Raw genomic sequence first — 24338 nt, 5'->3', positions numbered from 1 at the left:
GGCGTCACGCTTCCGGCGTCGCAACCTCGAAGAAGCTGTCGAGGCCGCCATGCTTCATGCCATCCTCGAAGGCGAAATCGGCAAGGCTGAGGATGGTGTGCGTCGCCGCCTGGCTCGGCCGGTCGAAGCCGAGGTCGATCTCCTGGCCCGAGGCGCGCACGCTGTCGATCCGGAGGTAGTTCGCGCCGAGGCGGTGCAGCAGCAGCCCATGCGTGAATTGCTGCTGGGCGGCGAGGATGGTCGACCACAGCCGTGCGCCGCGAAGCCAACGCGTGACGCCGTAGTTCCGGCCGAAGCGGTGCGGCAGCGAGAAGCTCGCGGTCGTGGTGCCGATCGACAGCATGCGGATCCGTTCGACCGGGACCTTCAGGTAGTATTCCGCCTCGTGCAGCCCGACGAGATCGGGGGCATTGGCGAAGAGCGCGCCATCGGCGTAGAGGCTGTCGTTCAGGGCGGCGAGCGGGAAGAAGGTCGGCGCGGCGGTCGCCGCCAGGCCGAGTTCCGCCATCCGCACCGCGCCGTGATGCGACCAGTTCAGGGCATGCGGGGTCTTGAAGATCTCGATCCGGCCGGTGGTCATGTTGACCGCGGGGATCGCGAGCTTGCAGCGCGCCTCCGCGAGCCTGGTCTCGGCGCCGAGCAGCTCCAGCACCGATTGCCGCAGCGCCTCGTCCCCGTATTTCGGCCGGAAGAGGTTGCGCAGGAAGGACACCGTCCATCCCGCGGCCGAGAACCGGGTGCGGCGCGCGAAAACCAGCGGGCCGTTCTTGATCAGCGCCGCCTCGATCTCGGCGGCCGGCACGGCGAGCGACAGCGCCATGGCGGTGACCGCGCCGACCGAGGTGCCGCAGATGAAATCGAAATCCTGGATGATCGGGCGGCGGGACACCTGCTCGATGCGGGCCAGGACATGCGCGGAGAACAGGCCGAGATAGCCGCCGCCGCTCAGGCAGAGGATCCTGAAGGGCCGGTCCGCCGCCGGGGCGTCGCGCGCGGCGAGCGGCGCGGCACCCTGCGGCGGCAGAGACGAATCAGCGGCCATTGCGGATCGGCGCCCTGGATGCACGGTTCGTTGCGGACCTTACCACATCTCGCCCAGGGCAAGTACGGCAAGGCCGATGCAGGGCTGGTGGCACTCTGCCTCACCGTCTCGCTCGATATCGGGCCGATGCTGGCGCTCTGGCTCGGCTGCGGCTTCGCCGCCGTCGGCAGCGCGCTGAGCTTCCTGCGGCTGTTGCCGCGCCGGGGCGGCTGACGCGGCCTGGCATGCACCAGCCATTTGTTTGATCGCGTGATTCAGACTTTTCGGCCGGAGCGGCCTCAAATCATCACGCTCTACTGCGGCATGAGGCCGAGCGCCCGCACCACCGCCGCCTTGTCGGCATTGTCGCGCTGGGCCGCCGCGGTGAAGCCCGCGCGATCCGTGTAGAGGATCGGCTCGCCGAGACGCCCCATCACCGCCTGGAAGGATGCGGCCTCCGTCGCCTGGCGGCAGAGCGCGTCGAGGCGTTCGGCGATCGCCGGCGGCGTGCCGCGCGGCAGGGTGATGCCGGCCAGCACCGGCTGCAGGGTGGGCAGGCCGAGCTCGCGGGTGCTCGGCACCTCCGGCGCCGCGCGGCTGCGGCTGTCGCCGAAGACCGCGAGCAGGCGCACCGGCTTGCCGCGCGCGCCGCCCACCGTGCCGATGCCGAAATCGAGCCGCCCCGCCAGCATCTCCGGATAGATCGGCACCTCGCCGCGGAAGGGCACGTCGACCACGCGCAGCGACAGCCCGCCGACGATGTTGGCGAAGGAGAGATGGCCGAGGCTGTTGGTGCCGAAATGCCCATAGGTCATGGCGTCCGGCCGCGCGCGGATGGCGGCGATCAGCTCAGGCAGGGTGCGGAAGGGCGAGGCGTCGGCGACGCTGACGGTCAGCACGTTCTCGAAGACCTTGCAGACGTAGTCGAAGCTGTCGACGCTGAAGGGCACGTTACGAATGGTATGCGCGGCTGTCGTGATCGGGGTGATCGGCCCGAAGCCGATCATCAGCCCGTCGGGCCGCGCGGCTGCCACTGCCTGGGCGCCCACGATGCCGGAGGCACCGTCCCGGTTGACCACGACGAACTGCCCGCCCGAGGCATCCGACATCGCCTGCGCCAGGGCGCGGCCGATGGTGTCCACGACGCCGCCCGCCTGCCAGGAGACGACCACCTGCACCGGCCGGTCTGGATAAGCGACGGGCTGTGCCCGCGCCGCGGCACCCAGCAATGCCGCGACGAGCACCACGCCGAACGCGGCGCCGAGGCATCTTCTCATGCGTCCCCTTCCCCGGCCGGCGTCGCGCCAGCCCATCTTTATTCGTTATGCGAGTTTATAATTCGTGAATGAAAGGTAGCGATGCCGCCCCCATGGCGCAAGCCGCGCCGCGCCCTTTTCAGCCGCGCGCCACCACGCCCGATGCGAGCAATGCTGCGATCGCTGGCGCGTCGTAGCCGGCCTCCGCCAGGATCGCCTCGTTATGCTCGCCGATTGCCGGGGCCGCGCGGCGCAGCGCGCCCGGCGTCGCGGAGAGGCGCGGCGCCACCGCCGGCACCACGACCTCGCCGACCTCCGCATCCGGCAGGGTCGCGAAGACGCCGCGGGAGACGACATGCGGATCGGCGGCGAGCTGCGCCGCGTCGTAGATCGGCGCCGCCGTCACGCCGGCGGCGTCCAGCGCCGCCCAGCCCTCGGCCACGCTGCGCTGCCCGACCCAGTCGCCGATGATGGTATCGAGTTCCTCGACATGCGCGATCCGCGCCGCGTTGGTGACGAAGCGCGGATCGGTCTTCAGCTCCGGCCGGCCGATGGCATCGAACAGCTTCTCCGTCATCGACTGCATGGGCGCGGAGATGGTCAGCCAGCCGCCATCCCCGGCGCGGTAGGTGTTGCGCGGCGCGGCCGACCCGCCGCGGCTGCCGGTGCGGCCGCGCAGCTCCCCGGTCAGGGCCTGGATCACGGAATCCGCCCCGAACATCGCGACCATCGGCTCCAGCAGCGCGAGGTCCACCACCTGCCCGCGCCCGCTGGCTTCCGCCACGCGCAGCGCGGCCACCGCCGAGAAGGCGCCCATCATGCCCGCGGCCATGTCGGCCACCGGGAAGCTCGGCAGCAGCGGCGGGCGATCCGGGAAGCCGGTGCGGGACGCGAGGCCGGACATGCCCTCGACCAGGGATCCATAGCCGGCGCGGTGCCGATACGCCCCGGTCTGGCCGAAGCCGGAGATGCGGAGGATCACCAGACGGGGATGCCGCTCCAGCAGCAGCGCCGGCGCGAGATCCCAGCGTTCCAGCGTGCCGGGACGGAAGCCTTCCACCAGCACGTCGGCGCAGGCGACCAACCGCTCCAGCACCGCGCGGCCGCCGGGCGCGCGGAGGTCGAGCGCGATGCTGCGCTTGTTGCGGCCATAGACCTTCCAATGCGCGCTGACGCCACCGCCGCGCCAGGCGCGCAGCGGATCGCCCGGCCCCGGCTCCTCCACCTTCCATACATCGGCGCCGAAATCGCCGAGCAGCATGGTCAGCATGTTGCCGCAGACCAGGCGCGAGAGGTCGAGCACCCGCACCCCGTCGAGCGGTCCCGGCAGCGATGATTGTTCCCCCATGTGTTTCCCCCTTGGCGGCGACCCCCGATCGCGCGCGTCAGCCGATCATGTCGTGCAGCGCCGCCTCGAAGGCCTCCGCCGCCTCATAGGCGACCCAGTGGCCGGCGCCGGGGATGATCGCGACGCGCGCCTCCGGCCGCAGGGCCTTCAGCGCCGCGGCGCGTTCCGGCAGCGACCCCGCGGCGGGCTGGTCGTGCTCGCCCCAGATCGCGTCGGCGGGCACGCCGATCACCGGCAGCAGCCGGGCCAGCGACATCGGCGGCAGCACGCCGCGCATCCGCAGCCGGGCATGGTCCGAGTTCCAGGCCTGCGCCGCGAGCGCCAGCGCGTCGATCGCCGAGGACTCATGGATCATGATGCGCTGGAGGTTCTCCCGGTGCGCCGCCATGCGCTCCGCGCCCTGCTTGTCGCGCACCCGCATCATCTCGATGTTGCGCGGCGCGGTCAGCCCGCCGGCGCCAACCAGCACCAGCCGCCGCACCCGCTCCCCCATCGCGGCCGCGACGTAGCCGGCGATGGTGGAGCCGAGCGAGAAGCCGACCAGGTCGAAGCGGGCATCATCAGGCAGCAGCCTGCCGATGCCGCGGGCCAGCGCGCCGGCGACGCCATCCATGGTCACCGGGATCGGTGGCGCGGCGGACTCGCCGAAGCCCGGCATGTCGGCGGCGATCACCAGCCGGTGCCGCGCCAGCCGCTCCACATTGCGAACCCAGTGCCGCCAGGATCCCGCAGCGCCGTGGAACAGCACCACAGGCGGCCCATCGCCCCAGAGGTGCCAGACCACGCCGCCCTCTGTCTCCCGCCGCCGGGCCAGCGCCTCGATACGCGCCAGCTCGGCCTCCGCGCCGTCGATGTCCCTCATCCCGCGAAGAGCGGCTCGGCGATGCCCCGCACGCCGAGCCCGTGGATGGCAAAGAGCGCACCGGCCAGCGGCTGCCGCGCCCGCTCCGCCGCGTTCAGGAACACCGTGCCGGAGGTGACGTAGAGCACGTCGAGCTCAGGCCCTCCGAAATTGCACATCGTCGGATGCGTCACCGGCAATCGCACCATCTGCACCAAGCGTCCCTCCGGATCGAAGCGCCCGATCGCGCCATCGCCGATCAACGCGCACCAGTAATAGCCTTCGGCGTCGAAGGTCGCGCCATCGATGCGCCAGGGCAAGCCGGCGGTCGAGAGATAGACGCGCTTGTTGGAGATGCGGCCGCTGTCGAGGTCGAAATCGTAGCGCCACATCGTCTCGCCGCGGCTGTCGCCGAAGATCAGGGTGCGGTCGTCCGGGCTGAAAGCCATGCCGTTCGCGACGATGAAGCCGCTGTCCATTCTCTCGCAGCGGAACGCGCCGTCCAGACGATAGAGGGAGCCGCCGGGGTTATGGTCGCCGGGATCGCGGGAGCCGCACCAGTAGCGGCCGCGCCGGTCGCAGCGGCCATCGTTCAGCCGGTTCTCCGGCAGGTCCGGCTCCGGATCGAGGATCTTGGTCACCGTGCCGGTCTCGAGGTCGATGCTGGAAAAACCCTGCTTCAGCCCGGCGACCAGGCCGCCGGCCCTGCGGAACACGTAGGAGCCGATGTTGTTCGGCATCACCCAGGTGCGGACGCCGCCATCCGCCTCCAGCCGGTGCAACGCCGGGCGGCGGGTGTCGACCCAATAGAGGCGCTGCTCCACCGGGTGCCACATCGGGCTCTCGCCCACGAGGTTGGCGCCTTCATGCACCACCCGGATGTCGTGGGGCTTCATGATCGTCATCGGGCTTCCTCGGTGCCGGGGCCAATGCCCGATTGCCAGGTGGACGGGCGGCCGCCGAAGCCGGCCTTGGCGCGCTTTTCCAGCCAATAGCCGTAAGCGTCGGGCAGCGTCGCATAGGGCGCGGCGAGGCCGAGCTTGTCGGCGGCATCCAGCGCCCAGTTCGGGTTGTGCAGCATCTCCCGCCCGATCGCGACCAGGTCGGCGCGGCCCTGCCGCAGGATCGCCTCGGCCTGGTCGGCATGAATGATCAGCCCGACCGCCATGGTGGCGATCGCCGCCTCGGCGCGGATGCGCTCGGCATGCGGCACCTGGTAGCCATAGCCGTGCACCTTGCCGGAATCGACGATCGATCGCGGCGTCATGCCGCCGGTGCTGCAATCGATCACGTCGACGCCCTTCTCCCGCAGCACGCGGCAGAGCGAGACCGTCTCCTCGATGGTGCCGCCATCCTCGTCGATGGCGGAGACGCGGAAAAACAGCGGCTTCTCCGCCGGCCAGTGCCGCCGCACCTCCTCCACCACCTCGACCGCGAAGCGCTGGCGGTTCTCGAGGCTGCCGCCATAGCGGTCGGTGCGTTGGTTGGCGCCGGCGGAGAGGAACTGGTGCAGCAGGTAGCCATGCGCGCCATGCACCTCCAGCACGTCGAAGCCGGCGCGATCAGCGCGATCGGCGGCGGCGCCCCAAGCGACGACCATGTCCTGGATCTCGGGGATGGTGAGTGCGCGCGGCACCGCGGCGGCGGGGCTGGAGGCGACGGCGCTCGGCCCCACCAGCTCCCACTCCTCGCCATGGTCGACGCCCGGATGGCTGGCGAGCGGCGCCCGCCCTTCCCAGGGCAGTGAGTTGCGCGCCTTGCGCCCGGAATGGCCGAGCTGCAGTCCGATCGGCGCGCCCTGGGCGTGCACGAAGCGGGTGATGCGCGCGAGGCCGGGGATGAAGTCGTCCTTCCACAGCCCGCAGTCGCGCGGCGTGGTGCAGCCGCGCGGATCGACCTTGGTCGATTCCATGAACACCAGCCCGCAACCGCCGACAGCGAATTTCCCGAGATGCATCAGATGCCAGTCCGTGACATGACCGGCCTCGGCGGCGTAGGTGAGCATCGGCGACAGCACGATGCGGTTGCGCAGCGTGAGCCCCCGGATCGTCATGGGTGTGAAGAGCCTGGGTGTCTCCGTCATGCGCGCTGGCTTTCCTCCGCCCCACTGCGCAGCGGGGTTGCTTGATTTCGCTATGCGAGTTATCTACTCGTTCGCCGGCCATGCTAGGCGGCGACGCCGCGGCCGTAAACCACCCCTGCATCCCACCAGGAGCCATCCTTGGCCCGAACCAAAGCCGACACCACGATCCCGCCGTCAAACTCAGCCGTCGCGAAGCCGCCCACCGAGAAGAAGGACCGGCAATTCGTCACCGCCCTGGCGCGCGGCCTTAAGCTGCTGGAATGCTTCACGGCGGAGCAGCCGGAGCTCAGCGGATCGGAGCTGGCGAAGCGCGCGAAGCTGCCGCAGCCGACCGTCTGGCGGCTCTGCCATACCATGCTGAAGCTCGGCGTGCTGGTGACGGTGCCCGGCGAGAAGCTGCGCCCCGGCCTGCCGGCGCTCCGCCTCGGCCACAGTGCCATCGCCGGGCTCGGCATCGCCGAGCTGGCGCGGCCGCATCTGCAGGATCTCGCGAACAGTTTCGAGGGCGCCGGGGCGCTTGCGGTGCGCGACGGGCTCGACATGGTGGTGCTGCAGCGCTGCGAGAGCGACAACCGGCTGCTGATGAATTTGCGCATCGGCTCGCGCGTGCCGCTCTCGACCTCCGCACTCGGCTGGGCCTGGCTGGTCGGCGTGAGCGAGGAGGAGCGCGCGGCGGCGATCGCCGAGATCGAGGCCAAGGATGCCGAGCGCTGGGCCGCCGCCAAGCGCGAATTCGCGCGTGCGCTGGCCGAGTACGGCAGCCATGGCTGGATCATCAACACCGGCGTGCTGCACAAGGGCTACAACACCTGCGCGGTGCCGGTGGTGGCACCGGACGGCTCCGTCCCCTACGCGGTCAATTGCGGCTCCGCCGCCGTCACCTTGAGCCCGGCGAAGCTCCGCGCCGAGGTCGGCCCGCGCCTGGTCGAGCTGGCGAAGATGCTGCGGCACGGGCTCAGCCCGCAGCAGCTACGGCCAAGGGTGGCGTGACGAACCCGGCTACGCTCGGAGCGACGTCACGATGCGAGCCAGTTCTCCACCAGGAGGCCGGGAACGCGCCGGAATTCCCGATCATTGGCGGTGACGATCGCCGCCCCGAGCGCCAGGGCATGGGCGGCGATCAGCAAATCGTTGCCGCCGATCAACCGACCTTCGGCTTCCAGCCCGGCGCGGATGCCACCGTATTCCGTGTCGGCCGGTACGTCGAAGGGCAGCACCGGAATCTCGGCCAGCACATCGTCCACCCTTTTCAGAAGCTGCGCCGATCCGCGTTTCGCTGCGCCATAGCGCAGCTCGGCGGCAACGATGATGCTGGTGCAGACGGCGTCCTCGCCGACAGTACGCAGCCGCTGCGCAGCTTTTCCGGCCGGGTTTCGAATAAGGTCTGAGAGGATGTTGGTGTCCAGCAGGTAGGGGTAGCTCAAAGCACGCGTTCCGGCCGAGGCGGCGCGTCGTCGATCTCAGGAAAATCCTCGGCCAGCGGCTCCCAGGAAGCGAGCAGCGCCACCAGGCCGCGCTTGCGCAACGGCTCGATGATCAGCCGATCGCCGTCCTGCCGCAGGATCGCCTCGTCGCCGGGCAATTCGAATTCGACCGGAATGCGGATCGCCTGATTGCGACCGTTGCGGAACAGCCGGACATGGCGGGCTTGGGGCACGGCTTTGCCTCCACTGGCATATGCCGGTGACATATGCCGAGCAGGAGGCCAGATCAAGGGCCACGGGAGGGTCGGCCCATGCGGGCCGCCCATCGTGAGTTCAGGCGGCCTTCCGCCTGAAGGCATCCAGGCTGCCGGCGTGGATGAGTTCGCTCGGGAGCTGGTGCCCCACGATCTCTTCCGCCATGCGGCCGACCTCGATCAGCGCGTCGAGATCGACGCCGGTCTCGATGCCCATCTCCTGGCAGAGCAGCACCAGCTCCTCCGAGCAGATGTTGCCGGCGGCACCCTTCTGGCCCGCGAAGGGGCAGCCACCGAGGCCGCCGACCGTCGCATCGAAGCGGTCGATGCCCATCTTGATCGCGGCATGCGCATTGGCGACCGCGAGGCCGCGCGTGTCGTGCAGGTGCAGCGTGATGCGCTTCTCCGGCCAGCGGCTGCGCACTTCGGCGATCGTGCGCTCGATGCGCGGCGGGATCGCCCAGCCCATGGTGTCGGCCAGCGAGAAATCGGTGATGTCAGCCCCCACCTCGGCGGCGATCTTCAGGCCGTCCTCGATGGTGCTGACCACCTGCGCCGGCGTGATGTCGCCCTGGTAGTTGCAGCCGAAGGCGGCCATCACGCCGAGGCGCTTCACCGCGACGCCGGCCGCGATATGCGCGGTCGCGTTCTTCTTCATCGCCGTCAGGTTCTCGGCATGGGTGCGGTTGAGGTTCTTCTTGGTGAAGGCCTCGGACGCGGTCAGCGAGATCGAGCCGCCGATCGTGAGCTTGTCGCGGAAGGCGAGCGCGCGGTTCAACCCATTCTCGTTGAACCAGAGCGCGGTGTAGTGGACGCCGGGCTTGGCCTTGAAGCCTTCGACCACCGCTTCGGCATCGGCCCAGCCGGGCACCACCTTCGGGCTGACGAAGGAGCAGACCTGGATATGCTTGAGGCCGGTTTCGGCCAGCGCTTCGATCAGGCGGATCTTGTCGGCGGTCGAGATCGGGCCGGGCTCGATCTGGAAGCCCTCGCGGGGCCCTTCTTCCTGGACATGGACGTGTTTCGGAAGGTCGGACATGGAAGTGTTCCCTCGTGTTTCTGGGTCGCAGCATGCCACCTGGGCAGCGGGTGCGACAGTTGCGACCGGGACGGCGGCCAAGAGCACCCCGACGGCGGACAAAGGCGGTTGATCCCATAGCCGGAAGCGGGGCAGACTAAAAGCTAATAGAGTATTTGCATAGCGAATATTCAAGACGCGCCACCGCAGCGTCGGCGAACGGCGCGCGGGCCAGGAGGAGACAGGAATGATCAGCAGACGCGCCCTCGCCGGCCTTGCCGGCGCGTTGGGAACCGGCTTGGCCGGCACCGCCTCGGCCCAGTCCGGCGGCCCCTTCCCGAACCGCCCGCTCAAGCTCGTGGTGCCCTATACGCCGGGCGGCTCCGTCGACCTGATGGCGCGCGCCTTCGGCGTCCGCTTCTCCCAGCACATCGGCCAGACCACGGTGGTGGAGAACCGCCCCGGCGCCTCGACCATGCTCGCCACGCAGTATGTCGCGCGCGCGGATCCCGACGGCTACACCGTGCTCTCCGGCGGCACCCAGATGGCGCTGATGTCGCATATGGGCACGCAGACGCCCTATGACGCCGAGCGCGACCTGACCGCCGTCGCGGTGCTGACGCTGATCCCCTATCTGCTGGTGGTGCGGCCGGACCTCCCGGTGCGCACGGTGCGGGAGCTCATCGACCACGCGAAGGCGCGCCCGGGTGCGCTCACCTACGCATCCTTCGGCGTCGGCGGCGCCGGGCATCTCGCGGCCGAGATGTTCAATGCGATGGCCGGCACCGAGACCTTGCACATCCCCTACAACGGCACCGCGCCCGGGCTGAACGACGTCATGGCCGGCCGCGTCGACATGAGCTTCTGCACCATCCCGCCGGCGATTCCGGGGATCCAGGCCGGGCGGCTGCGCGCCATCGCGCTGACCGGGCTGCAGCATCTGCGCGCCCTGCCCGGCATTCCCACGATCAGCGAAGCGGGCCTCGCCGGCTATGAATGCGTCAGCATGAACGTGCTCTTCGTGCCTTCCGCGACCGCCGCCGACCGGGTGGCGCGGCTCAACCAGGCCGCCGTCGCAGCACTCCGCGACCCCGAGCTGCGCGACCTGCTGGAGGAGCAGGGCTTCGTCCCCGCGGAACCGATGGATCCGGCCAGCACCAGGCGCAGCTTCGACCAGTCGGTCGCCAAGCTGGTGGCGATCATCCAGCGGGCGAACATCCGGGCTTAGACGCGTCACCTACATCGCAGCCGGATCGTTCGAGAGATAGGTCTCGAGCCCGTAGCCGGCCTCGATCGGGAAGTGCATCAGCCGCCCTTCCGGCGTCTCCGTCGAGCGCGGCCGGATCGTCACCACCGGGGTCGCGGCGGCATGCGCCAGGATCGCCGCGACGCTGTCGAAGCGCGCGAGGCGCATCAGATTCAGCCGCGTCGCGACCACGAGCTTGTGCCGGCCGGCATCGGCCTCGGTGAGCGCGACCCGCGGCGAGATCCAGAGCGAATCCACCGCCTCCCCCCCGTCATGCGCCGCTTCCTGCGCGGCCGGCGCGACAGCGAGGAAGAAATGCGTGTCGAAGCGCTTGGGGCGGGATGGCGGCGTGATCCAATGCGCGAAATGCACCAATGCTTCCGGCGCGGGCGACAGCCCCTGCTCCGCCAGCAGGGTGCCGAAGCCGATCGTCTCGGCGCAGACCGCGGATTGCCAGCCGCGGCGCAGCGCGACATCGGCCGGCGCCGCCTCCCGCGTCAGCAGGATGGCGCTCTCCTCGAAAGTTTCACGCAACGCCGCGAAGCGGAGCGCGCCGGCATCGCCCTCCAGCCCATGCGCCTCCGCCAGCACCCGGTCGGCGGGATCCAGCCGGCCGCCCGGGAAGACCAGGGCGCCGCCGGCGAAGGCGATGTCGCCATGGCGCACCACCATGAAGACTTCGGGACCCGCGGCGCCGTCCCGCAGCAGCAGGACGGTGGCGGCGAGCTTCGGCTCGGCGATCGGGCGTTCGGTGGTCAAGGTCGTGTCGCTCATACCCGCATCTGAGCGCTGTCCGATACGCGCCGCAACCCCAGCCCCCCTCGCCTCGCCGGGCGACCCGGCCCAGAATGCGGCATGATCACCGACACCGCGCCACCGCCGCAGTTCACCCATGCACAGATCCGCACGATCATGCTCGGCGTCGCGCTGGCGATGTTCCTGGCGACCCTCGACCAGACCATCATCGCGACCGCGCTCCCGGCCGTCGCGCAGGACCTCGGCGGCTGGGACGAGATGGCCTGGGTGGTCACCGCCTATCTCATCGCCTCCACGGTCACGACGCCGATCTATGGGCGGCTCAGCGACCTCTATGGCAGGCGGCCGGTGCTGCTGGTCTGCGTCTGCATCTTCGTCGCCGGCTCGATCCTGGCTGCCCTGTCGCAGAGCATGCCCTGGCTGATCGCGGCGCGTGTCGTGCAGGGCTTGGGCGGCGGCGGGCTGCGCTCGGTCGCCATCGCTGTCGTCAGCGACATCCTGCCGCCGCGCGAGCGCGGCAAGTACCAGGGTTACCTTTCCGTCACCTTCGCCACCGCCAATGTCGTCGGCCCCGTGCTCGGCGGCGTGCTGAGCGACAGCCTGTCCTGGCATTACATCTTCTGGATCAACCTGCCGCTGGGCGCGCTCGCCTTCGGCATGACCTGGCACCAGCTCCGCCGCCTGCCGCTGCCGAAGGGCAAGCCGGTGATCGACTGGCTGGGGGCGGCACTGATCCTCGCCTCCACGACGCCGCTGCTGCTCGGCATCAGCGCCGTGCAGCGCACGGGGTCCTGGACCTCGCCGGACAGCCTGGCGGGCTTCGGCATCGGCATCGGCTTCCTCGTCGCGCTGATCCTCTGGGAGCAGCGGGCGCCGGAGCCGATGCTGCCGATCCGCCTCTTCGCCAACAGCGTCTTCGCATTGGGCAGCTTGGTGACGCTGCTCACCTCCATCGTGATGCTCGCGCTGATCCTGATCATCCCGCTGCACTACCAGTTGCTGCTGGGCCTGCCGCCCGGCGAGGCCGGGGTGCGGCTGATCGCGATGACGGTCGGCACCGTCGCCGGGTCCTTCGTCGCGGGGCAGATCATCACCATCACCGGGCGCACCCGCATCTTCCCGATCGCCGGCTGCGCCATGGCGACGCTCGCCTGCGCACTGCTGGCGATGCTCGGCCTCGGCCATTCGCTGCCGGTGGATCTGGGGCTGACCCTGCTGCTCGGCCTGTCCTTCGGCGGGCAGATGTCACCGATGACCGTGGCCTTGCAGAACGCGCTGGATCCGCGCGATGCCGGCATCGGCCTGTCCTGCATGATGTTCTTCCGCCTGATGGGCGGCGCCTTCGGCACCGCGGCGCTGATCGCGCTGCTGGTCGGCCGGCTCGGCGATGCCGGCTTCGGCAATGGCCTGGCGCTGTTCCAGCCGCACCTGCGCGCTTCCATGCCGCCCGACCAGGTGCGCGGCATGGCGGCGGCGCTGGCAGCCGCCTTCGCGCATGTCTATTGGGTCTCCGCGGGCATCATGGCCACGGCGACCCTCGCCGCCTTCGCTATCCGGGAGATCCCGCTGCGCGCGAAATAGAACGGCAGACCCACAGGCCACTATCTCCTCACAAATCCTCCAATCTAATGCCGGCGCGCTGCAAGACATCCGCCCAGCGCCGCATGTCGGCATCGATCGCCTGGTTCAGGCTGTCGCCGGTCTCATAGGCCGGCTCGAAGCCGCGGCTCAGCAGGCCTTCCAGCGCCGGGCCATCGGCCACCGCCTGGCGCGCGCCTTCCTCGATCCGGCGGAGAATGGACGGCGCCACGCCATGCGGCGTGCTGACGGAATAGGTCAGCTCGGCCGCATAGCCGGGGACGAACTCACCGACCGTCGGCAGATTGGGCAATAGCCGGGAACGGCGGGCCGAAGCGGTCGCCAGAGCCTTCACCTTGCCTTCCTGGATCAGCGGCAGCACCGCGCTCATGGAGCCGAACATGAGCTGCACTTCATCCGTCAGGATGCCGGCGACGGAGGGCCCGGTGCCGCGGTAATGCACGTTTTCGATCTTGGTGCCGGCCATCAGGTCGAACATGACCGCGGCGAGATGCTGCGAGGTCAGCGGGCCCGCTGTGCCGTGGTTCAGCCGCCCCGGCCGCGCCCGCGCATAGTCGATGAATTCCGGCACCGTCGAGGCGGGAACGCGCTCATTCACCACGAGGATGTTGTGGGTGATGGCGACGCGCGCGACATGCTGGATGACGGTCCGCGGATCGAAGCCGTCGCGGATGACCGAGAGGGTGCCGTTGAACAGCAAGGTGTAGCCGTCGGGCGGCGCCTGCCCTGCCGCCCTGGTACCAATCATGCTGCCGGCGCCGCCGCGGTTGTCGACGACGAAGGGCTGGCGGAATATCTCGGAGAAGCGCTGGCCGATCAGGCGGCCGCAGATATCGGTGCCGCCACCGGGCGGGAAGGGAATGATGAAGCGCACCGGCCGGTCCGGCCAGTTCGGATTGGCGAGCGCCGGCTGCGCCAGGCCGGCGGCCAGGGCGCTGCCCAGGAAGTGCCTTCTCTGCATTGTCGTTCCTCCCGGATTTATAGGTGGTCTCAGGCTATTGCGCCGGTGCCCTCCGCGGTTTCGTCGCGACCACGCCTGCCGCTTCCAACACTGCGATTTCCTCCGGCGTGAGGCCGGCTTCCGCCAGCACCGCGCGGTTGTCCTCGCCGAGGCCGGAGGGGCCGCGCGCGATGCCGGCGGGCCAGGTGCCGAAGCGGAAGGGCGTGCCCTTGGCCGGCTGTCCGTCCGGCGCACGCAGGATCGCGGTGCCGGCCGCGAATTCCGGGGAGGCGGCGAGCGCCGCGCCATCCCTGACCGGCGCCTCACCGCCATCCCAGACCGCCCGCCAACCCTCGCCATCCGGCAGCACGGCTTCGCCGGGTGCTGCCGGATCGGCATTGCCCTGGCGCGGCGTCGGCACGCCGGCCGCCGCCGCGATCAGCTCTTCCCCCAGCAGGAAGCTGGTGAGCTCGCGCTGCGACAGGTCGATATGCCCGCCCTGCCCGGTCGCATCGCGCTGCGCCAGCGCCGCGACGATGGCGCCAGTCGCAAAGAGGCAGACCACCTGGTCCGGGTAGTTGATGTTGCGCCCGGTGATCTGCGGATCGCCTTCGGCAGGGCCGGTCAGGGCGGCGAGGCCGCCGGTCGCTTCCAAAGTCGAGCCGAAGGAGACCATGTCCCGCTCCGGCCCATCCTCCCCCTGGGAGGAGATGCTGGCGATGATCAGGCGCGGGAAGCGCTTCCGCAGCATCTCCGGCGCCAGGCCGAAGCTCGCCAGCACGCCGCGCCGGTAGTTCTCCACCAGCACGTCGGCGCCCTCCAGCACGCGCATCAGCGCCGCGAGGCCGCGCGGATCCTTGAGGTCGAGGCAGAGCGAGCGCTTGCCGCGATTGGTGAAGTTGTAGAAGGGCGAGCGGTTCCACCAGTCGCTGGCTGCATCGGCGCCGCTCCAGTCGCGGAAGGGGTCGAGCGCGCCCGGCCCTTCCACCTTCACCACATCGGCGCCGAGGTCGAGCAGCAACGCCGAGCTCGCGGCGCCGGCGGTCAGCCAGCCGAGATCGACGACGCGGATGCCGGCGAGCGGCCCGCCGCGCCGCGACGCATCCGCGTGCCGAGGCTCGGCGCCGCCCGGGCCTTCCGGGGATCGCGGGACCTCATGCGGCATGGCCGGTCTCCATCCATTGCGGCGCTGCGCCGTCGATCCGGATCGGCAGGCGCGGCGTGCCCTCGGGGCCGATGAAGCCGCGTGCAGCATGCTGGCGATCGGCCAGCAATTCGCGCGGGCTCAGCACCGGCCCGATCGGGATGCGCTTGGCCTGGGCGGCGGCGGTGATCTCGGCACGGGTGCGCGCGGCGAACCAGGGCGCCATGACGGCGTTCAGCGCGGCCATGTTCTCGCCGCGCGCGCGCTGGGTCGCGAAGCGCGGCTCCGCCAGGCTGGGATCGCCGATCAGGTCACGGAGCGGCGGCCAGTCCTTCGCCATATAGACCAGCGCCACATGCCCGTCCTTGGCGCGCATGGTGTGCCAGCCGCCGCGGCCTTCCTTGTCCTTCGCCGCAGCCGCGGCGCCGAGCAGCACCACCGTCGCCGCCGCCTTCCAGTTCAGCCAGCAGGCGGTGTCGAAGAGGGAGATGTCGGCGATATCGCGCATCCCCGCGCGCAGCCCGGCCGCCATCGCCGTGAAGCCGGCAAGCCCTGCCGCATAGGCCGCCTGGTGCCCGCCAAGCCGATGCGGCGCCTCGCCCTCCGGATGCACGGCCGCGAGGATCCCGGAGAGGGCGAGCAGGCCGAGCTCGCTCATCGGCGGATCCTCGCCGGGTCCGAAGACGCTGATGCGCACGCGGAGCGCGGCATCGGCGGCCATCACCGCCGCCGCATCCCCGATCGCCGCGTCGAAGGCGCCGCCGGTATCGCCACCGGTGCGGCCGGCGAGCAGGAAGCGCGCCAGGGCGCTCGATCCGTCGGGCAGCAATGGCGGCAACGCGGCGAGGCTGTCACCTCCAGGCGGCAGCGGCCGGATCACGGTGGCGCCGAACTGCGCCGCGAGCTTGCCGGCCATCGCGATCGCCAGCGCATGCGGCCGCTGCGGCGCGAAGCCCGAGAGGTCCAGCACGCGCTTGCCGGCGAAGGGTGCGGTCATGGGATTCTCACTCCGGCCTGATGCCGATGCGCCGCAAGGCCGGTCCCCAGAGCGCGGCGTCCGCTTCCAGCGCCGAGGTCAGGGCCCGGCTGCCGAGGAAATCCGGCTCGAAGCCGCGCTCCATGAGCAATTGCCCGAAGGCCTGGTCGGCCATCACGTCGCGCGCGGCATTCTCGAGGATCGTCGCATTCGCCTCGGGCGTCCGCGCCGGCACGGCCATGGTGTACCAAAGTTCCGCCGCATAGCCGGGCAGCGCCTCCGCGATCGCCGGCAAGTCAGGCCAGGCGCGGGCGCGGCGGGCAGCGGTGGTGGCGAGCGCCCGGACCTTGCCTTCCCGGACAAAGCTCTCGACCGCGCTGACGCTCGCGAACATCACCTCCACCTCGCCGGCCAGCAGGCCGGCGACGGAGGGACCGGTGCCGCGATAAGGCACATGGATGATGCGGGTGCCGGCCATGTCGTCGAAGAGTTCGGCAGCGAGGTGCTGGGAGGTGCCGGCACCCGGCGTGCCGTGGTTCAGCTTGTCCCGGTTGGCGCGGGCATAGGCGATGAACTCGGCGAGGTTCTGCGCCGGCACCGCAGGGTTCACCACCAGCAGCATGGTCGTGCTGGCGAAGCGCGCGACATGGATGAAGTCCCGCCGCCAGTCGAAGCCGGGGTTGCGGAACAGCAGGTCGCTGATCGCGATGCCGTTGCCGGTGAAGAGCAAGGTGTGGCCATCACTCGCCTGCGCCGCCACGGTGGCGCCGATGTTGCCGCCGGCGCCGCCGCGGTTCTCGATCACTACCGACTGGCGCAGCTTCTCCGCCAATTGCCGGGCGACCAGACGGCCGAGATTGTCGGTGCCGCCGCCGGGCGTATAGGGCACGACCATGCGCAGCGGCCGCGTCGGCCAGGCATCCGCCTGTGCAGCACCTGCTGCCAGGAGCAGCGCCGGCATGGCCAGCAGGTTCCGGCGCCCGAGGACACCGGGATTGGTTCTACGCATGGACATCGCTCCTCGGGCGCCCGTTGGTCGGGCTGCCGCACTTGTTAGTCGAGCGGCCGATTCAGACCTCCGGGCCGTTCGGCCCTTCGGTCATCGGACGCTTGGGTCAGTCGAGCGGCCGATTCAGACCTCCGGGCCGTCCGACGTATACGTCGGGCCCCTTCGGTCATCGGACGCTCAGCCCTGGCCGGGGTTCTTGATGCCGGCCGCGAAGCGCGCATTGCCTTCGGCCTGCGCGCTGGTCTTCGAACGGATCATCAGGTTCACCATCTGGCCGTGATCCATCGCCTCCTGCCAGTCGGTGATGAAGCCCGGGATGCGGTCGAGCGCCTTCTTGCTCTCGGCCAGCGCCACGGCGTCGAATTGTGCAACCTGTCGCGCCAGCTCCCGCGCGCGCGGCAGCAGGCGATCGGGCTCCACGCATTCATTGACCATGCCCCAGCGCTCGGCGGTCGCGCCGTCGATGCGGTTGGTGGTCAGCACCAGCCAGGCCGCCTGCTTGCGGGTCACGCCGGAGAGCTGGATCGCGGGACCGGCCATGCCGGGGTAGGTCGAGAACCCCATCTCCGGGCAGCCGATGCTCGCCTTGGTGCTGGCGACCGCGAGGTCACAGACATTGATCAGCGTGGCGCCGCCGCCGAGCGCCAGCCCGTTCACGGCCGCGATGAAGATCGCCGGGTGCGCGCGGATCGCCATGTTGACGGCGATCCACTCATCGCCAGCGCCCTCGATCCCGGCCTTGCGGTCCTCCTCGCGCTCCTTCAGGTCCATCCCCGCGCAGAAGCTGGCGCCGGTGCCGGTCAGCACGATCGCGCGGGCCTTGCTCCTGAGATCCTCGAAGGCCCGCATCAGCCCGTCGCGGCTGGCGCGGTTCATGGCGTTGCGCTTGTCCTCGCGGTCGATGCGCAGCTCCGCCCAGCCATCATGCGGGGTGATCTCGATCGGGCTGCTCATGCCGCCGCTCCTTCCGGCCCGAATTGCGGCAGGGAGAAGCCTTCCGGCCCGCCCGGGAAGCGGACGGCGAGGCGCATGCCGATCTTCGCATCCGCTGCCGACATGCCGTCCAGATTGGTCAGCAGGAAGGGACCCTCATCCAGCTTCACCATCACGACCGGATAGGGCAGCTCGTCCTTCATCCCCGCGAAGTAGTTCTGGTGGAACACCACGTAGGACCAGAGCTCGCCGCGGCCGGAGGCGGTGATCCATTCCCATTCGGGGCGCCCGGTGAAGGGCGAGACCGGCGCCGGCGGGAAGAAGCACTTCCCCGTCGCCTTGCAGCGTTGGAGCGTGAGTTCACCGCGGCCGCAGGCTTCCCAGAAGGCGCGGTTCCAGTTGTCGAGCTGGGGCTTCGGGCGGGTTGCGAGGCTCATGCGTCCCTCCTGAGGATCAGGCTCTGGGCGATGTTGGTGGCGCAGATGTATTGCATGGCCTGCACATCCGGGATCTGGCGCGCGCCGCAATCGTCGCGGAGCTGCCGCACGCATTCGGCGATGATCCCCCAGCCCTGCATGTAGCTGTCCGAGAGATGCCCGCCGGAGGTGTTGGTCGGCCAGCGCCCCTGCCCGAGGCTGAGCGTGCCGCCGCGCACGAACTCGCCGCCCTCACCCTGCTTGCAGAAGCCGAGGCCTTCCAGGCTGAACAGCACCGTCGGTGAGAAATTGTCGTAGATGCCGAGGCCCTGGATATCCTCCTGCCCGATGCCGGCACGGTCATAGACGCTGCGCGTGGCGGAGAGCGTCGGGTGCCAGAAATCGTCCGGCGGCGCGCTGCCGTAGTGGAAGGCGTCCTGCCGCGCATAGCCGGAGAGCAGCACCGGCGGCCGCTTCATGTCGCGGGCACGCTCGGCTGATGTCATGATCCAGGCGACGGCGCCGTCATTGATCAGGCAATAATCGAGCAGCTTCAGCGGCTCGCAGATCGGCCGCGCATTGGCATGATCCTCGAGCGTGATGGGACGGCCATGCATCACCGCATCCGGGTAGAGGCAGGCATGGTCGCGGAAGGCCTTGGAGACATGGCCGAGATCGGCATGGGTCGTGCCGAACTGGTGCATGTGGCGCTGCCACATCATGGCGTGGATGGCGCCCGGGCTGGTCATGCCCCAGGGGCTCCACTGGCTGTCGCCGCCGCCATACATCATGCGCACCGAGCGGCCATTGTTGCCGTAGACCAACGCCACGGTCTTGGCGGCGCCGCTCGCGATCGCCTGCGCGGCGAGCGCCAGCGACACGCCGGAGAAGCGGCCCGGCGCTTCGGTCAGCAGGCAGAATTGGGGATTGATCCCCATCATCTCCGCGAAGCGCTCATAGGTCGGAATGCGGTTGACGATGAGGCCGTCGATATCCGAGGGCTTCAGCCCGGCATCGTCGAGCGCCGCGTTCAGCGCCTCGCAGCCGAGGCCGTAGCTGTCGGTCTCCGGGAAGTTGCCATAGCGCGTGGTGCCGATGCCGGCGAAGGCGACCTTGTCGCGCATCGGCCAGACATCGCCGATGGCAGGCCGCGCAAGGGGTGTGTCGGGTGGCATGGCGTTTCTTCCGTTCCTCGTCATGCGATGGCCGCTGCCATTTCCGGCATCAGCCTGTCGAGCCGCGCGCGGCAAGCCGCCGCCTCGGCGATGATGGTCTCGATGATCGCTGCCATGGGCTCGACGCGATCGATGAAGCAGGCAGCGGCGCCCATGGAGAGCATGCCGCTTTCCGTGTCGCCGTCGCGGTAGCAGGCGTCGCGCGACAGCGTGCCCTTCAGCAGGTCGGCATAGGCATCGAAGCCGTCCAGGCCTTCCGCCTGGCGGCGCCGGATCTCCCGCGCCGTGCCGTTCGCCATCACGCGCCAGGCGCCGCCCATCGGCGTATTGCCGGCGAAGGCGACCAGGTTGTCATCCTCGCCCGCGGCGACGACGCGCTGCTTGTAGGCATCATGCGCCGTGACCTCGGCTGCGGCCAGGAAGCGGGTGCCGATGACAGCGGCATCGGCGCCGAGCGCGAGTGCGGCCAGCAACTGCCGGCCGGTGCCGATGCCGCCGCCGATGGCATAGGGAATGCGGAGCCGCCCGGCCGCGATGGCGCCGCCGAGCATCGCCGGCATGTCCGTGTTGGCACCGGGGTGCCCACCGCATTCCATGCCGACCAGCGCGACGGCGTCGACGCCGAGGCGCTCAGCCGTCATCGCGTGGCGCAGCAGCGGCACCTTGTGGATGACGACGCCGCCGGCATTGCGGATCGCGGCAATCAGGTCATCGGCGGGCGCCCGGCCCGCCGTTTCGAAGAAGCGCACGCCATGATCCAGCGCCGCCGCCAGATAGGTCATCAGCGGCACCGTGGTGTGGCGGGAGGTGGAGAGGTTCACGCCGAAGGAGCGGCCGTCGGTCAGCGCCCGGCAGCGCGCGAGCTGTGCCTCGAATTCCGGCAGCGTCGCGGAGGAGCGCGAGGTGATGAAGCCCATGCCGCCGGCATTCACGACGGCGGCCACATAGGGCGCATCCGAGAGCCACATCAGCCCGCCCGCCAGAATGGGGTGGCGGATGCCGAAGAGCTCCGTGATCCGGGTACGGAACAGCGGCGGGGCGCCAGGCTCGGTCACCGTATTTCCTCCCTGCCGCCCGGTTCCAACCGGCGCAGCGACGCGAAACTGCCGCAGAAGGCGCCCCTTGTCGCTGCGGGAAAGCCTCAGGGTAGGCCAACCAGGAGTTTGGCTCAGCCCGCTTCCAGAAGGCTGATCTCACGCAGCAGCCAGCCACAGAACATCACCGCTTCCGGCCGCACCCGGCCGGGCGGCATCAGCAGCCAGTAGTAATCCTCGGTCTGCAGGGGCGTATCGCCGAGCGGCGCGAGGCGCCCTTCCCGCACATCCTCCTCGACCAGCATCGGGGAGGCGATGACCACGCCCATACCCTGGATCGCGGCCTGGATCGCGAGGCTGGTGCTCTCGAAGGAGACCACGCGATCCGGCAACGCGACGCCGCGCGCCGCCGCCCAGCTCGCCCAATCGCGCGGCCGCGCCAGGCTCGCGAGCAGCGTCGCCTCCCCGAGCCGCGCCCGCGCGGCGGCCGCGATGGTGGGCGCCGCATAAGGCATGATCGCATGCCGCCAGAGCCGCGTCGCGCCGGGCAGCGGCGCATTGCCGGGCGCCATCCGCACCGCTGCGTCCACCGCGTCGGTCGAGAAATCGACCGGCAGCAGGGAGGTCGTCACCTCCACCGCATGGTCCGATTGCAGCAGGTAGTATTGCGGCAGGCGCGGGATCAGCCAGCGCAGCGCCCAGGTCGTATAGGCGCGGACCCGGAGCGGCCCGCTCGGCGGCCGCATCAGCGCATCCGTGGCCCCCTGCAGCACCGCGAAGCCCTGGGTGATGGCGGCGGCATAGGCGGCGCCCGCCTCGGTCAGCGCGATGCGGTTGGCGCGGCGTTCGACCAGCGGCTTCCCGACCCAGGCCTCGAGCGCGCGGATCCGCTTGCTGACCGCCGGCTGCGTGACGTTGAGAAGCGCGGCGGCGCGCGTCAGGCTGCGGGTTTCGCCCACATGCGCGAAGGCCTGCAGATCGGCCAAAGGGGGCAGCCTAGTAGACATTGGAGCAGGCTAACGCCGAGTTGGGCTACAGGCGAGACCGCCCCTTGCCATATCGCGCCGGGCTGCGCATTTTACCGGCAAGCGAAACGGGGAGACAGGGAGGCATGCCGATCACGCCGCGTCCGCGCGGGCGGCCCGCGAAGGCCGACCAGGGCAAGACGCGCTCGCGCTCCGCGGTGCCGCTGCTGCGCGACCTCGGCGATGTCGGTGCCGCCTATGCGCGCGACCGCAAATTCGTCTGGGCGTTGGCGCGCGGGCTGGAACTGCTGCGTGCCTTCGTGCCGGGGCGCGGCGCGCTCGGCAACAGCGACCTCGCAGCGTTGACCGGGCTGCCGAAGCCCACTGTCTCCCGCCTCACCTATACGCTGACCGAGCTCGGCTACCTCACCCAGGTCACGCGCACCGGCAAGTATGAGCCGGCGCCGCCGCTGTTGGCGCTTGGGCACCCGGTGCTGGGCGCACGGCCGGAACGTCTGGCGGTGCGCAACGCGATGCGGGAGCTTGCGGAGATCGCGCACGGGCAGGTGGCGCTGGCCGCCCCGGATGGGCTCGCGATGATGTATGTCGAGCGCGCGGTCACGGCGCCGCCCGAGGATATGCGCCTCGAGATCGGCAGCCGGGTGGAGATGGTGCGCTCCTCGCTCGGCCGCGCCTGGCTGGCGGCGCTGTCGGAGACGGCGCGGGCGGAAGCCTATGCCCGCTTCGAGCAGCGCTACCGCAATGATTGGCCGGCCCTCAGGGCGCGGGTGGAGGATGGCATCGCCCAGGTGCGGGCACGCGGCTTCTGCCTGGTCGATGGCGAATGGGCGCGCGGCGTTCGCGCGGTCGGGGTGCCGATCAGGTCCCGCGACGGTACGCGCATCCTGGCGATGAACTGCACCAGCTATGAAGCCGGTGCGGTCCAGCGCCTGGAGCGGGAATTCGGCCCGAAGCTCGTCGAGCTCGCGAAGCGGGTCGGGCCGCTGATCGGTTAGCCTGCCCCGCTCAGATGCCTTGGCCGCCGGAGACTTCGATCCGCTGCGCATTGACCCAGCGATTCTCTTCCGACAGCAGGCTCGCGATCATCGGCCCGATATCGTCCGGCACGCCGACGCGGCCGAGCGCCGTCATCTCGGCGAAGAATGTGTTGAACGCCGGCGTGTCGCGGACGGCGCCGCCGAAGAAATCCGTCTCGATCGCGCCCGGCGCCACCGTGTTGACCGCGATGCCGCGCCCGCCCAGCTCCTTTGCCATATAGATGCTGAGCACCTCGACCGCGCCCTTCACGGCCGCATAGGCGGCCCAGCCGGGGGCGGACACCCGGGTCAGGCCGGAAGACAGATTCACGATGCGGCCGCCATCCGCGATCAGCGGCAGCAGCGCCTGGGTGAGGAAGAAGACGCCCTTGAAGTGGACATCGACCAGCCTGTCGAACTGCGCTTCGCTGGTGTCGGCGATCAGGGCATGATCGCCGTGACCGGCATTGTTCACGAGATGATCGAAGGTCTCGCGATGCCAGGTCTCGCGCAGCACCCTCCGCAGACCTTCGGCGAAGGACGGGAAGCCGGCGACCCCGCCGGTGTCGAGCTGCAGCGCGACCGCCTTGCGGCCCATGGCCGCGATCTCGGCGGCAACGGCCTCGGCGTCTGCGCCGCGGCTCTGATAGGTGAGGATGAGGTCGCCGCCGCGGCGGGCGATGTTGAGCGCGGCATTGCGGCCGAGGCCGCGGCTGGCACCGGTGACGAGAGCGATCTTGGTCATGTCCTGGCTCCTGTGGCGTGACCGTTCCGATCTTGGGGCGCAGGGCCCTCCGTCCTTGCCGGGATCGCGCCGTTTCTTGCCTAATCCGACCAGGGCAGTGCCATCAGATGTGCGGCGACCAGATATGGAAACGCCATGACAGACAGCTTGCTCGACGCCATCAGCCGTTACACCGAGTTCCATGCCAATGCGGCTGGTCTCGCACAGACCCCGATCCCGGGCCTCGGGACGGTCCGCGCGACCTCGCCCAGCGGCCTGATCCACGAGATCTCCCGGCCGTTGATCTGTCTTGTCCTGCAAGGGGGCAAGCAGGTCACGATGGGTCCGCACAGCCTCACCTTCGGTGCCGGCGATACCCTTCTCATCTCAGCGGATGTGCCCACCGTGAGCCAGATCACGCGCGCTACCGTCGCCGCGCCCTACCTCTCGCTCGTCCTGGAGCTGGATCCGGCCATCGTCGCGGACCTCGTCCTGCAGATGCAGGCCGGTCTCGTCGCTGAAGGCGCGCCAGTGCGGGTCGAACGCACCGACGCCGAGGTCGCCGACGCGGCGCTGCGGCTGATGCGGCTGCTGGAGCGCCCGACGCTGGAGCCGGTGCTGCATGCGCTGCGGCTGCGCGAGCTGCACTACTGGCTTCTGGCTGGCCGCCATGGGGCGGCCATTCGGCGCCTTGGCTGGCCGGAGGGGCAGGCGCAGCGTGTGGCGCGTGCGGTCGCCGTGCTGCGAGCCGAGTTTGCAGGGCCGCTGCCGGTCGAGCGCCTGGCGGCGGTGGCCGGGATGAGCCCCTCCTCCTTCCACCGGCACTTCCGCGCCGTGACCTCCCTCTCGCCGCTGCAGTTCCAAAAGCAGCTGCGCCTGATCGAGGCACGCCGCCTGATGATGTCCGAGGGTGTGCCGGCAAGCCGGGCAGCCTTCGCCGTCGGCTATGAGAGCGTGCCCCAATTCACCCGGGAGTATGGCCGGATGTTCGGCCTGCCGCCGGTCCGGGATATGGAGAGGGCGCGAGACGGCGCGCTGGGGCGGCCCGAGCGCGCCAGCGCGACGGCGCCTGACCACCTGCCCGGAAGCCCCCGCTCAGATGCTTCCACCTGAGCGGGATCCGCCCTGATCCGCAGCGC

26 protein-coding genes are annotated in these 24338 nt (G+C 70.1%); 6 read left to right on the top strand and 20 right to left on the bottom strand.

What is annotated here, in order from left to right; genetic code table 11:
- Window positions 1-4: 4 nt before the first annotated feature.
- Window positions 5-1042, bottom strand: a complete 1038-nt coding sequence (locus GXW71_RS02705) for a CBASS cGAMP-activated phospholipase (RefSeq protein WP_211850844.1) — start codon at window positions 1040-1042, stop codon at window positions 5-7.
- 30 nt (window positions 1043-1072) lie between these two features.
- Between GXW71_RS02705 and GXW71_RS02700 the strand changes: the two genes are divergently transcribed.
- Window positions 1073-1255: a hypothetical protein gene (locus tag GXW71_RS02700; RefSeq protein ID WP_211850843.1), complete on the top strand. Its 183-nt coding sequence runs from the start codon at window positions 1073-1075 to the stop codon at window positions 1253-1255.
- Between the two features lie 80 nt (window positions 1256-1335).
- Here the strand turns inward: GXW71_RS02700 and GXW71_RS02695 are convergent, their stop codons facing one another.
- From GXW71_RS02695 to GXW71_RS02675, 5 genes are all read right to left on the bottom strand, one after another.
- A complete protein-coding gene (locus GXW71_RS02695; RefSeq protein WP_211850842.1) occupies window positions 1336-2298 on the bottom strand; it encodes a tripartite tricarboxylate transporter substrate binding protein in 963 nt (320 codons plus the stop codon).
- A gap of 118 nt (window positions 2299-2416) precedes the next feature.
- The gene (locus GXW71_RS02690) at window positions 2417-3625 is read right to left on the bottom strand and encodes a CaiB/BaiF CoA transferase family protein (protein WP_211850841.1); all 1209 of its coding nucleotides are present in this window, start codon (window positions 3623-3625) and stop codon (window positions 2417-2419) included.
- Window positions 3626-3662: 37 nt separating this feature from the next.
- Window positions 3663-4487, bottom strand: a complete 825-nt coding sequence (locus tag GXW71_RS02685) for an alpha/beta fold hydrolase (protein WP_211850840.1) — start codon at window positions 4485-4487, stop codon at window positions 3663-3665.
- A complete protein-coding gene (locus GXW71_RS02680) occupies window positions 4484-5371 on the bottom strand; it encodes an SMP-30/gluconolactonase/LRE family protein (protein WP_211850839.1) in 888 nt (295 codons plus the stop codon). Before GXW71_RS02680 ends, GXW71_RS02685 begins: the two co-directional genes overlap by 4 nt.
- Window positions 5368-6549: an NADH:flavin oxidoreductase/NADH oxidase gene (locus GXW71_RS02675; RefSeq protein ID WP_211850838.1), complete on the bottom strand. Its 1182-nt coding sequence runs from the start codon at window positions 6547-6549 to the stop codon at window positions 5368-5370. The genes GXW71_RS02680 and GXW71_RS02675 overlap by 4 nt, the downstream gene beginning before the upstream one ends.
- 138 nt (window positions 6550-6687) lie before the next feature.
- Here GXW71_RS02675 and GXW71_RS02670 point away from each other — a divergent pair, with 138 nt between their 5' ends.
- On the top strand, window positions 6688-7539 hold the full coding sequence (locus GXW71_RS02670; protein ID WP_211850837.1) for an IclR family transcriptional regulator: 852 nt from the start codon (window positions 6688-6690) through the stop codon (window positions 7537-7539).
- 26 nt (window positions 7540-7565) lie between these two features.
- On the opposite strand, the gene GXW71_RS02665 is transcribed toward GXW71_RS02670, so the two are convergent.
- The 3 genes from GXW71_RS02665 to GXW71_RS02655 all read right to left on the bottom strand — a co-directional run bounded on the left by GXW71_RS02665 (window position 7566) and on the right by GXW71_RS02655 (window position 9266).
- Window positions 7566-7973: a type II toxin-antitoxin system VapC family toxin gene (locus tag GXW71_RS02665; RefSeq protein WP_246526215.1), complete on the bottom strand. Its 408-nt coding sequence runs from the start codon at window positions 7971-7973 to the stop codon at window positions 7566-7568.
- Complete coding sequence (locus tag GXW71_RS02660) at window positions 7970-8206, bottom strand: antitoxin (RefSeq protein WP_456315981.1); 237 nt, start codon at window positions 8204-8206, stop codon at window positions 7970-7972. Before GXW71_RS02660 ends, GXW71_RS02665 begins: the two co-directional genes overlap by 4 nt.
- A gap of 100 nt (window positions 8207-8306) precedes the next feature.
- Window positions 8307-9266 carry a hydroxymethylglutaryl-CoA lyase gene (locus GXW71_RS02655; RefSeq protein ID WP_211850836.1) on the bottom strand — a complete coding sequence of 320 codons (960 nt, stop codon included), beginning with the start codon at window positions 9264-9266 and terminating at the stop codon, window positions 8307-8309.
- 226 nt (window positions 9267-9492) lie between these two features.
- On the opposite strand from GXW71_RS02655, the gene GXW71_RS02650 reads away from it, so the two are divergent.
- Entirely contained in the window at window positions 9493-10473 is a 981-nt protein-coding gene (locus GXW71_RS02650; RefSeq protein ID WP_211850835.1) for a tripartite tricarboxylate transporter substrate binding protein, read from the top strand.
- A 9-nt stretch (window positions 10474-10482) separates the two neighbouring features.
- Here the strand turns inward: GXW71_RS02650 and GXW71_RS02645 are convergent, their stop codons facing one another.
- Window positions 10483-11265, bottom strand: coding sequence for an NUDIX hydrolase (locus GXW71_RS02645; RefSeq protein WP_211850834.1), 783 nt, complete (start codon window positions 11263-11265; stop codon window positions 10483-10485).
- Between the two features lie 81 nt (window positions 11266-11346).
- Between GXW71_RS02645 and GXW71_RS02640 the strand changes: the two genes are divergently transcribed.
- On the top strand, window positions 11347-12828 hold the full coding sequence (locus GXW71_RS02640; RefSeq protein WP_211850833.1) for an MDR family MFS transporter: 1482 nt from the start codon (window positions 11347-11349) through the stop codon (window positions 12826-12828).
- Between the two features lie 28 nt (window positions 12829-12856).
- Here the strand turns inward: GXW71_RS02640 and GXW71_RS02635 are convergent, their stop codons facing one another.
- The 9 genes from GXW71_RS02635 to GXW71_RS02595 form a co-directional block, all read right to left on the bottom strand.
- Window positions 12857-13807 (bottom strand): Bug family tripartite tricarboxylate transporter substrate binding protein, encoded by a 951-nt coding sequence (locus GXW71_RS02635; protein ID WP_211850832.1) that lies wholly within the window; start codon window positions 13805-13807, stop codon window positions 12857-12859.
- Window positions 13808-13841: 34 nt separating this feature from the next.
- Window positions 13842-14951, bottom strand: coding sequence for a CaiB/BaiF CoA transferase family protein (locus GXW71_RS02630; RefSeq protein ID WP_211850831.1), 1110 nt, complete (start codon window positions 14949-14951; stop codon window positions 13842-13844).
- On the bottom strand, window positions 14941-15927 hold the full coding sequence (locus GXW71_RS02625; protein WP_211850830.1) for a CoA transferase: 987 nt from the start codon (window positions 15925-15927) through the stop codon (window positions 14941-14943). Before GXW71_RS02625 ends, GXW71_RS02630 begins: the two co-directional genes overlap by 11 nt.
- Window positions 15928-15934: 7 nt before the next feature.
- On the bottom strand, window positions 15935-16915 hold the full coding sequence (locus GXW71_RS02620) for a Bug family tripartite tricarboxylate transporter substrate binding protein (protein WP_211850829.1): 981 nt from the start codon (window positions 16913-16915) through the stop codon (window positions 15935-15937).
- Window positions 16916-17092: 177 nt separating this feature from the next.
- Entirely contained in the window at window positions 17093-17869 is a 777-nt protein-coding gene (locus tag GXW71_RS02615; RefSeq protein ID WP_211850828.1) for an enoyl-CoA hydratase/isomerase family protein, read from the bottom strand.
- A complete protein-coding gene (locus tag GXW71_RS02610; protein WP_211850827.1) occupies window positions 17866-18285 on the bottom strand; it encodes a Zn-ribbon domain-containing OB-fold protein in 420 nt (139 codons plus the stop codon). Before GXW71_RS02610 ends, GXW71_RS02615 begins: the two co-directional genes overlap by 4 nt.
- A complete protein-coding gene (locus GXW71_RS02605) occupies window positions 18282-19439 on the bottom strand; it encodes a thiolase C-terminal domain-containing protein (RefSeq protein WP_211850826.1) in 1158 nt (385 codons plus the stop codon). The genes GXW71_RS02610 and GXW71_RS02605 overlap by 4 nt, the downstream gene beginning before the upstream one ends.
- Before the next feature lie 20 nt (window positions 19440-19459).
- Complete coding sequence (locus GXW71_RS02600) at window positions 19460-20494, bottom strand: NAD(P)H-dependent flavin oxidoreductase (protein ID WP_211850825.1); 1035 nt, start codon at window positions 20492-20494, stop codon at window positions 19460-19462.
- A 113-nt stretch (window positions 20495-20607) separates the two neighbouring features.
- The gene (locus GXW71_RS02595; protein WP_211850824.1) at window positions 20608-21459 is read right to left on the bottom strand and encodes a LysR family transcriptional regulator; all 852 of its coding nucleotides are present in this window, start codon (window positions 21457-21459) and stop codon (window positions 20608-20610) included.
- A 125-nt stretch (window positions 21460-21584) separates the two neighbouring features.
- Here GXW71_RS02595 and GXW71_RS02590 point away from each other — a divergent pair, with 125 nt between their 5' ends.
- Window positions 21585-22454: an IclR family transcriptional regulator gene (locus GXW71_RS02590; RefSeq protein ID WP_211850823.1), complete on the top strand. Its 870-nt coding sequence runs from the start codon at window positions 21585-21587 to the stop codon at window positions 22452-22454.
- A gap of 10 nt (window positions 22455-22464) precedes the next feature.
- On the opposite strand, the gene GXW71_RS02585 is transcribed toward GXW71_RS02590, so the two are convergent.
- Window positions 22465-23220: an SDR family oxidoreductase gene (locus GXW71_RS02585; protein WP_211850822.1), complete on the bottom strand. Its 756-nt coding sequence runs from the start codon at window positions 23218-23220 to the stop codon at window positions 22465-22467.
- A gap of 135 nt (window positions 23221-23355) precedes the next feature.
- Here GXW71_RS02585 and GXW71_RS02580 point away from each other — a divergent pair, with 135 nt between their 5' ends.
- Entirely contained in the window at window positions 23356-24312 is a 957-nt protein-coding gene (locus GXW71_RS02580; RefSeq protein ID WP_211850821.1) for an AraC family transcriptional regulator, read from the top strand.
- Window positions 24313-24338: the final 26 nt, after the last annotated feature.

The sequence above is a fragment of the Plastoroseomonas hellenica genome (assembly GCF_018129085.1).
Taxonomy (GTDB): domain Bacteria; phylum Pseudomonadota; class Alphaproteobacteria; order Acetobacterales; family Acetobacteraceae; genus Plastoroseomonas; species Plastoroseomonas hellenica.
The sequence above is the reverse complement of the archived record's forward strand: the minus strand, read 5'-3'. Positions and strand labels throughout refer to the sequence as shown.

Bases quoted from the DNA above. Each gene is read 5' to 3' on its own strand.
- GXW71_RS02705 (WP_211850844.1), bottom strand. From the start codon at position 1,042: ATGGCCGCTGATTCGTCTCTGCCGCCGCAGGGTGCCGCGCCGCTCGCC.
- GXW71_RS02695 (WP_211850842.1), bottom strand. From the start codon at position 2,298: ATGAGAAGATGCCTCGGCGCCGCGTTCGGCGTGGTGCTCGTCGCGGCA.
- GXW71_RS02690 (WP_211850841.1), bottom strand. From the start codon at position 3,625: ATGGGGGAACAATCATCGCTGCCGGGACCGCTCGACGGGGTGCGGGTG.
- GXW71_RS02685 (WP_211850840.1), bottom strand. From the start codon at position 4,487: ATGAGGGACATCGACGGCGCGGAGGCCGAGCTGGCGCGTATCGAGGCG.
- GXW71_RS02680 (WP_211850839.1), bottom strand. From the start codon at position 5,371: ATGACGATCATGAAGCCCCACGACATCCGGGTGGTGCATGAAGGCGCC.
- GXW71_RS02675 (WP_211850838.1), bottom strand. From the start codon at position 6,549: ATGACGGAGACACCCAGGCTCTTCACACCCATGACGATCCGGGGGCTC.
- GXW71_RS02655 (WP_211850836.1), bottom strand. From the start codon at position 9,266: ATGTCCGACCTTCCGAAACACGTCCATGTCCAGGAAGAAGGGCCCCGC.
- GXW71_RS02650 (WP_211850835.1), top strand. From the start codon at position 9,493: ATGATCAGCAGACGCGCCCTCGCCGGCCTTGCCGGCGCGTTGGGAACC.
- GXW71_RS02645 (WP_211850834.1), bottom strand. From the start codon at position 11,265: ATGAGCGACACGACCTTGACCACCGAACGCCCGATCGCCGAGCCGAAG.
- GXW71_RS02640 (WP_211850833.1), top strand. From the start codon at position 11,347: ATGATCACCGACACCGCGCCACCGCCGCAGTTCACCCATGCACAGATC.
- GXW71_RS02635 (WP_211850832.1), bottom strand. From the start codon at position 13,807: ATGCAGAGAAGGCACTTCCTGGGCAGCGCCCTGGCCGCCGGCCTGGCG.
- GXW71_RS02630 (WP_211850831.1), bottom strand. From the start codon at position 14,951: ATGCCGCATGAGGTCCCGCGATCCCCGGAAGGCCCGGGCGGCGCCGAG.
- GXW71_RS02625 (WP_211850830.1), bottom strand. From the start codon at position 15,927: ATGACCGCACCCTTCGCCGGCAAGCGCGTGCTGGACCTCTCGGGCTTC.
- GXW71_RS02620 (WP_211850829.1), bottom strand. From the start codon at position 16,915: ATGCGTAGAACCAATCCCGGTGTCCTCGGGCGCCGGAACCTGCTGGCC.
- GXW71_RS02615 (WP_211850828.1), bottom strand. From the start codon at position 17,869: ATGAGCAGCCCGATCGAGATCACCCCGCATGATGGCTGGGCGGAGCTG.
- GXW71_RS02610 (WP_211850827.1), bottom strand. From the start codon at position 18,285: ATGAGCCTCGCAACCCGCCCGAAGCCCCAGCTCGACAACTGGAACCGC.
- GXW71_RS02605 (WP_211850826.1), bottom strand. From the start codon at position 19,439: ATGCCACCCGACACACCCCTTGCGCGGCCTGCCATCGGCGATGTCTGG.
- GXW71_RS02590 (WP_211850823.1), top strand. From the start codon at position 21,585: ATGCCGATCACGCCGCGTCCGCGCGGGCGGCCCGCGAAGGCCGACCAG.
- GXW71_RS02585 (WP_211850822.1), bottom strand. From the start codon at position 23,220: ATGACCAAGATCGCTCTCGTCACCGGTGCCAGCCGCGGCCTCGGCCGC.
- GXW71_RS02580 (WP_211850821.1), top strand. From the start codon at position 23,356: ATGACAGACAGCTTGCTCGACGCCATCAGCCGTTACACCGAGTTCCAT.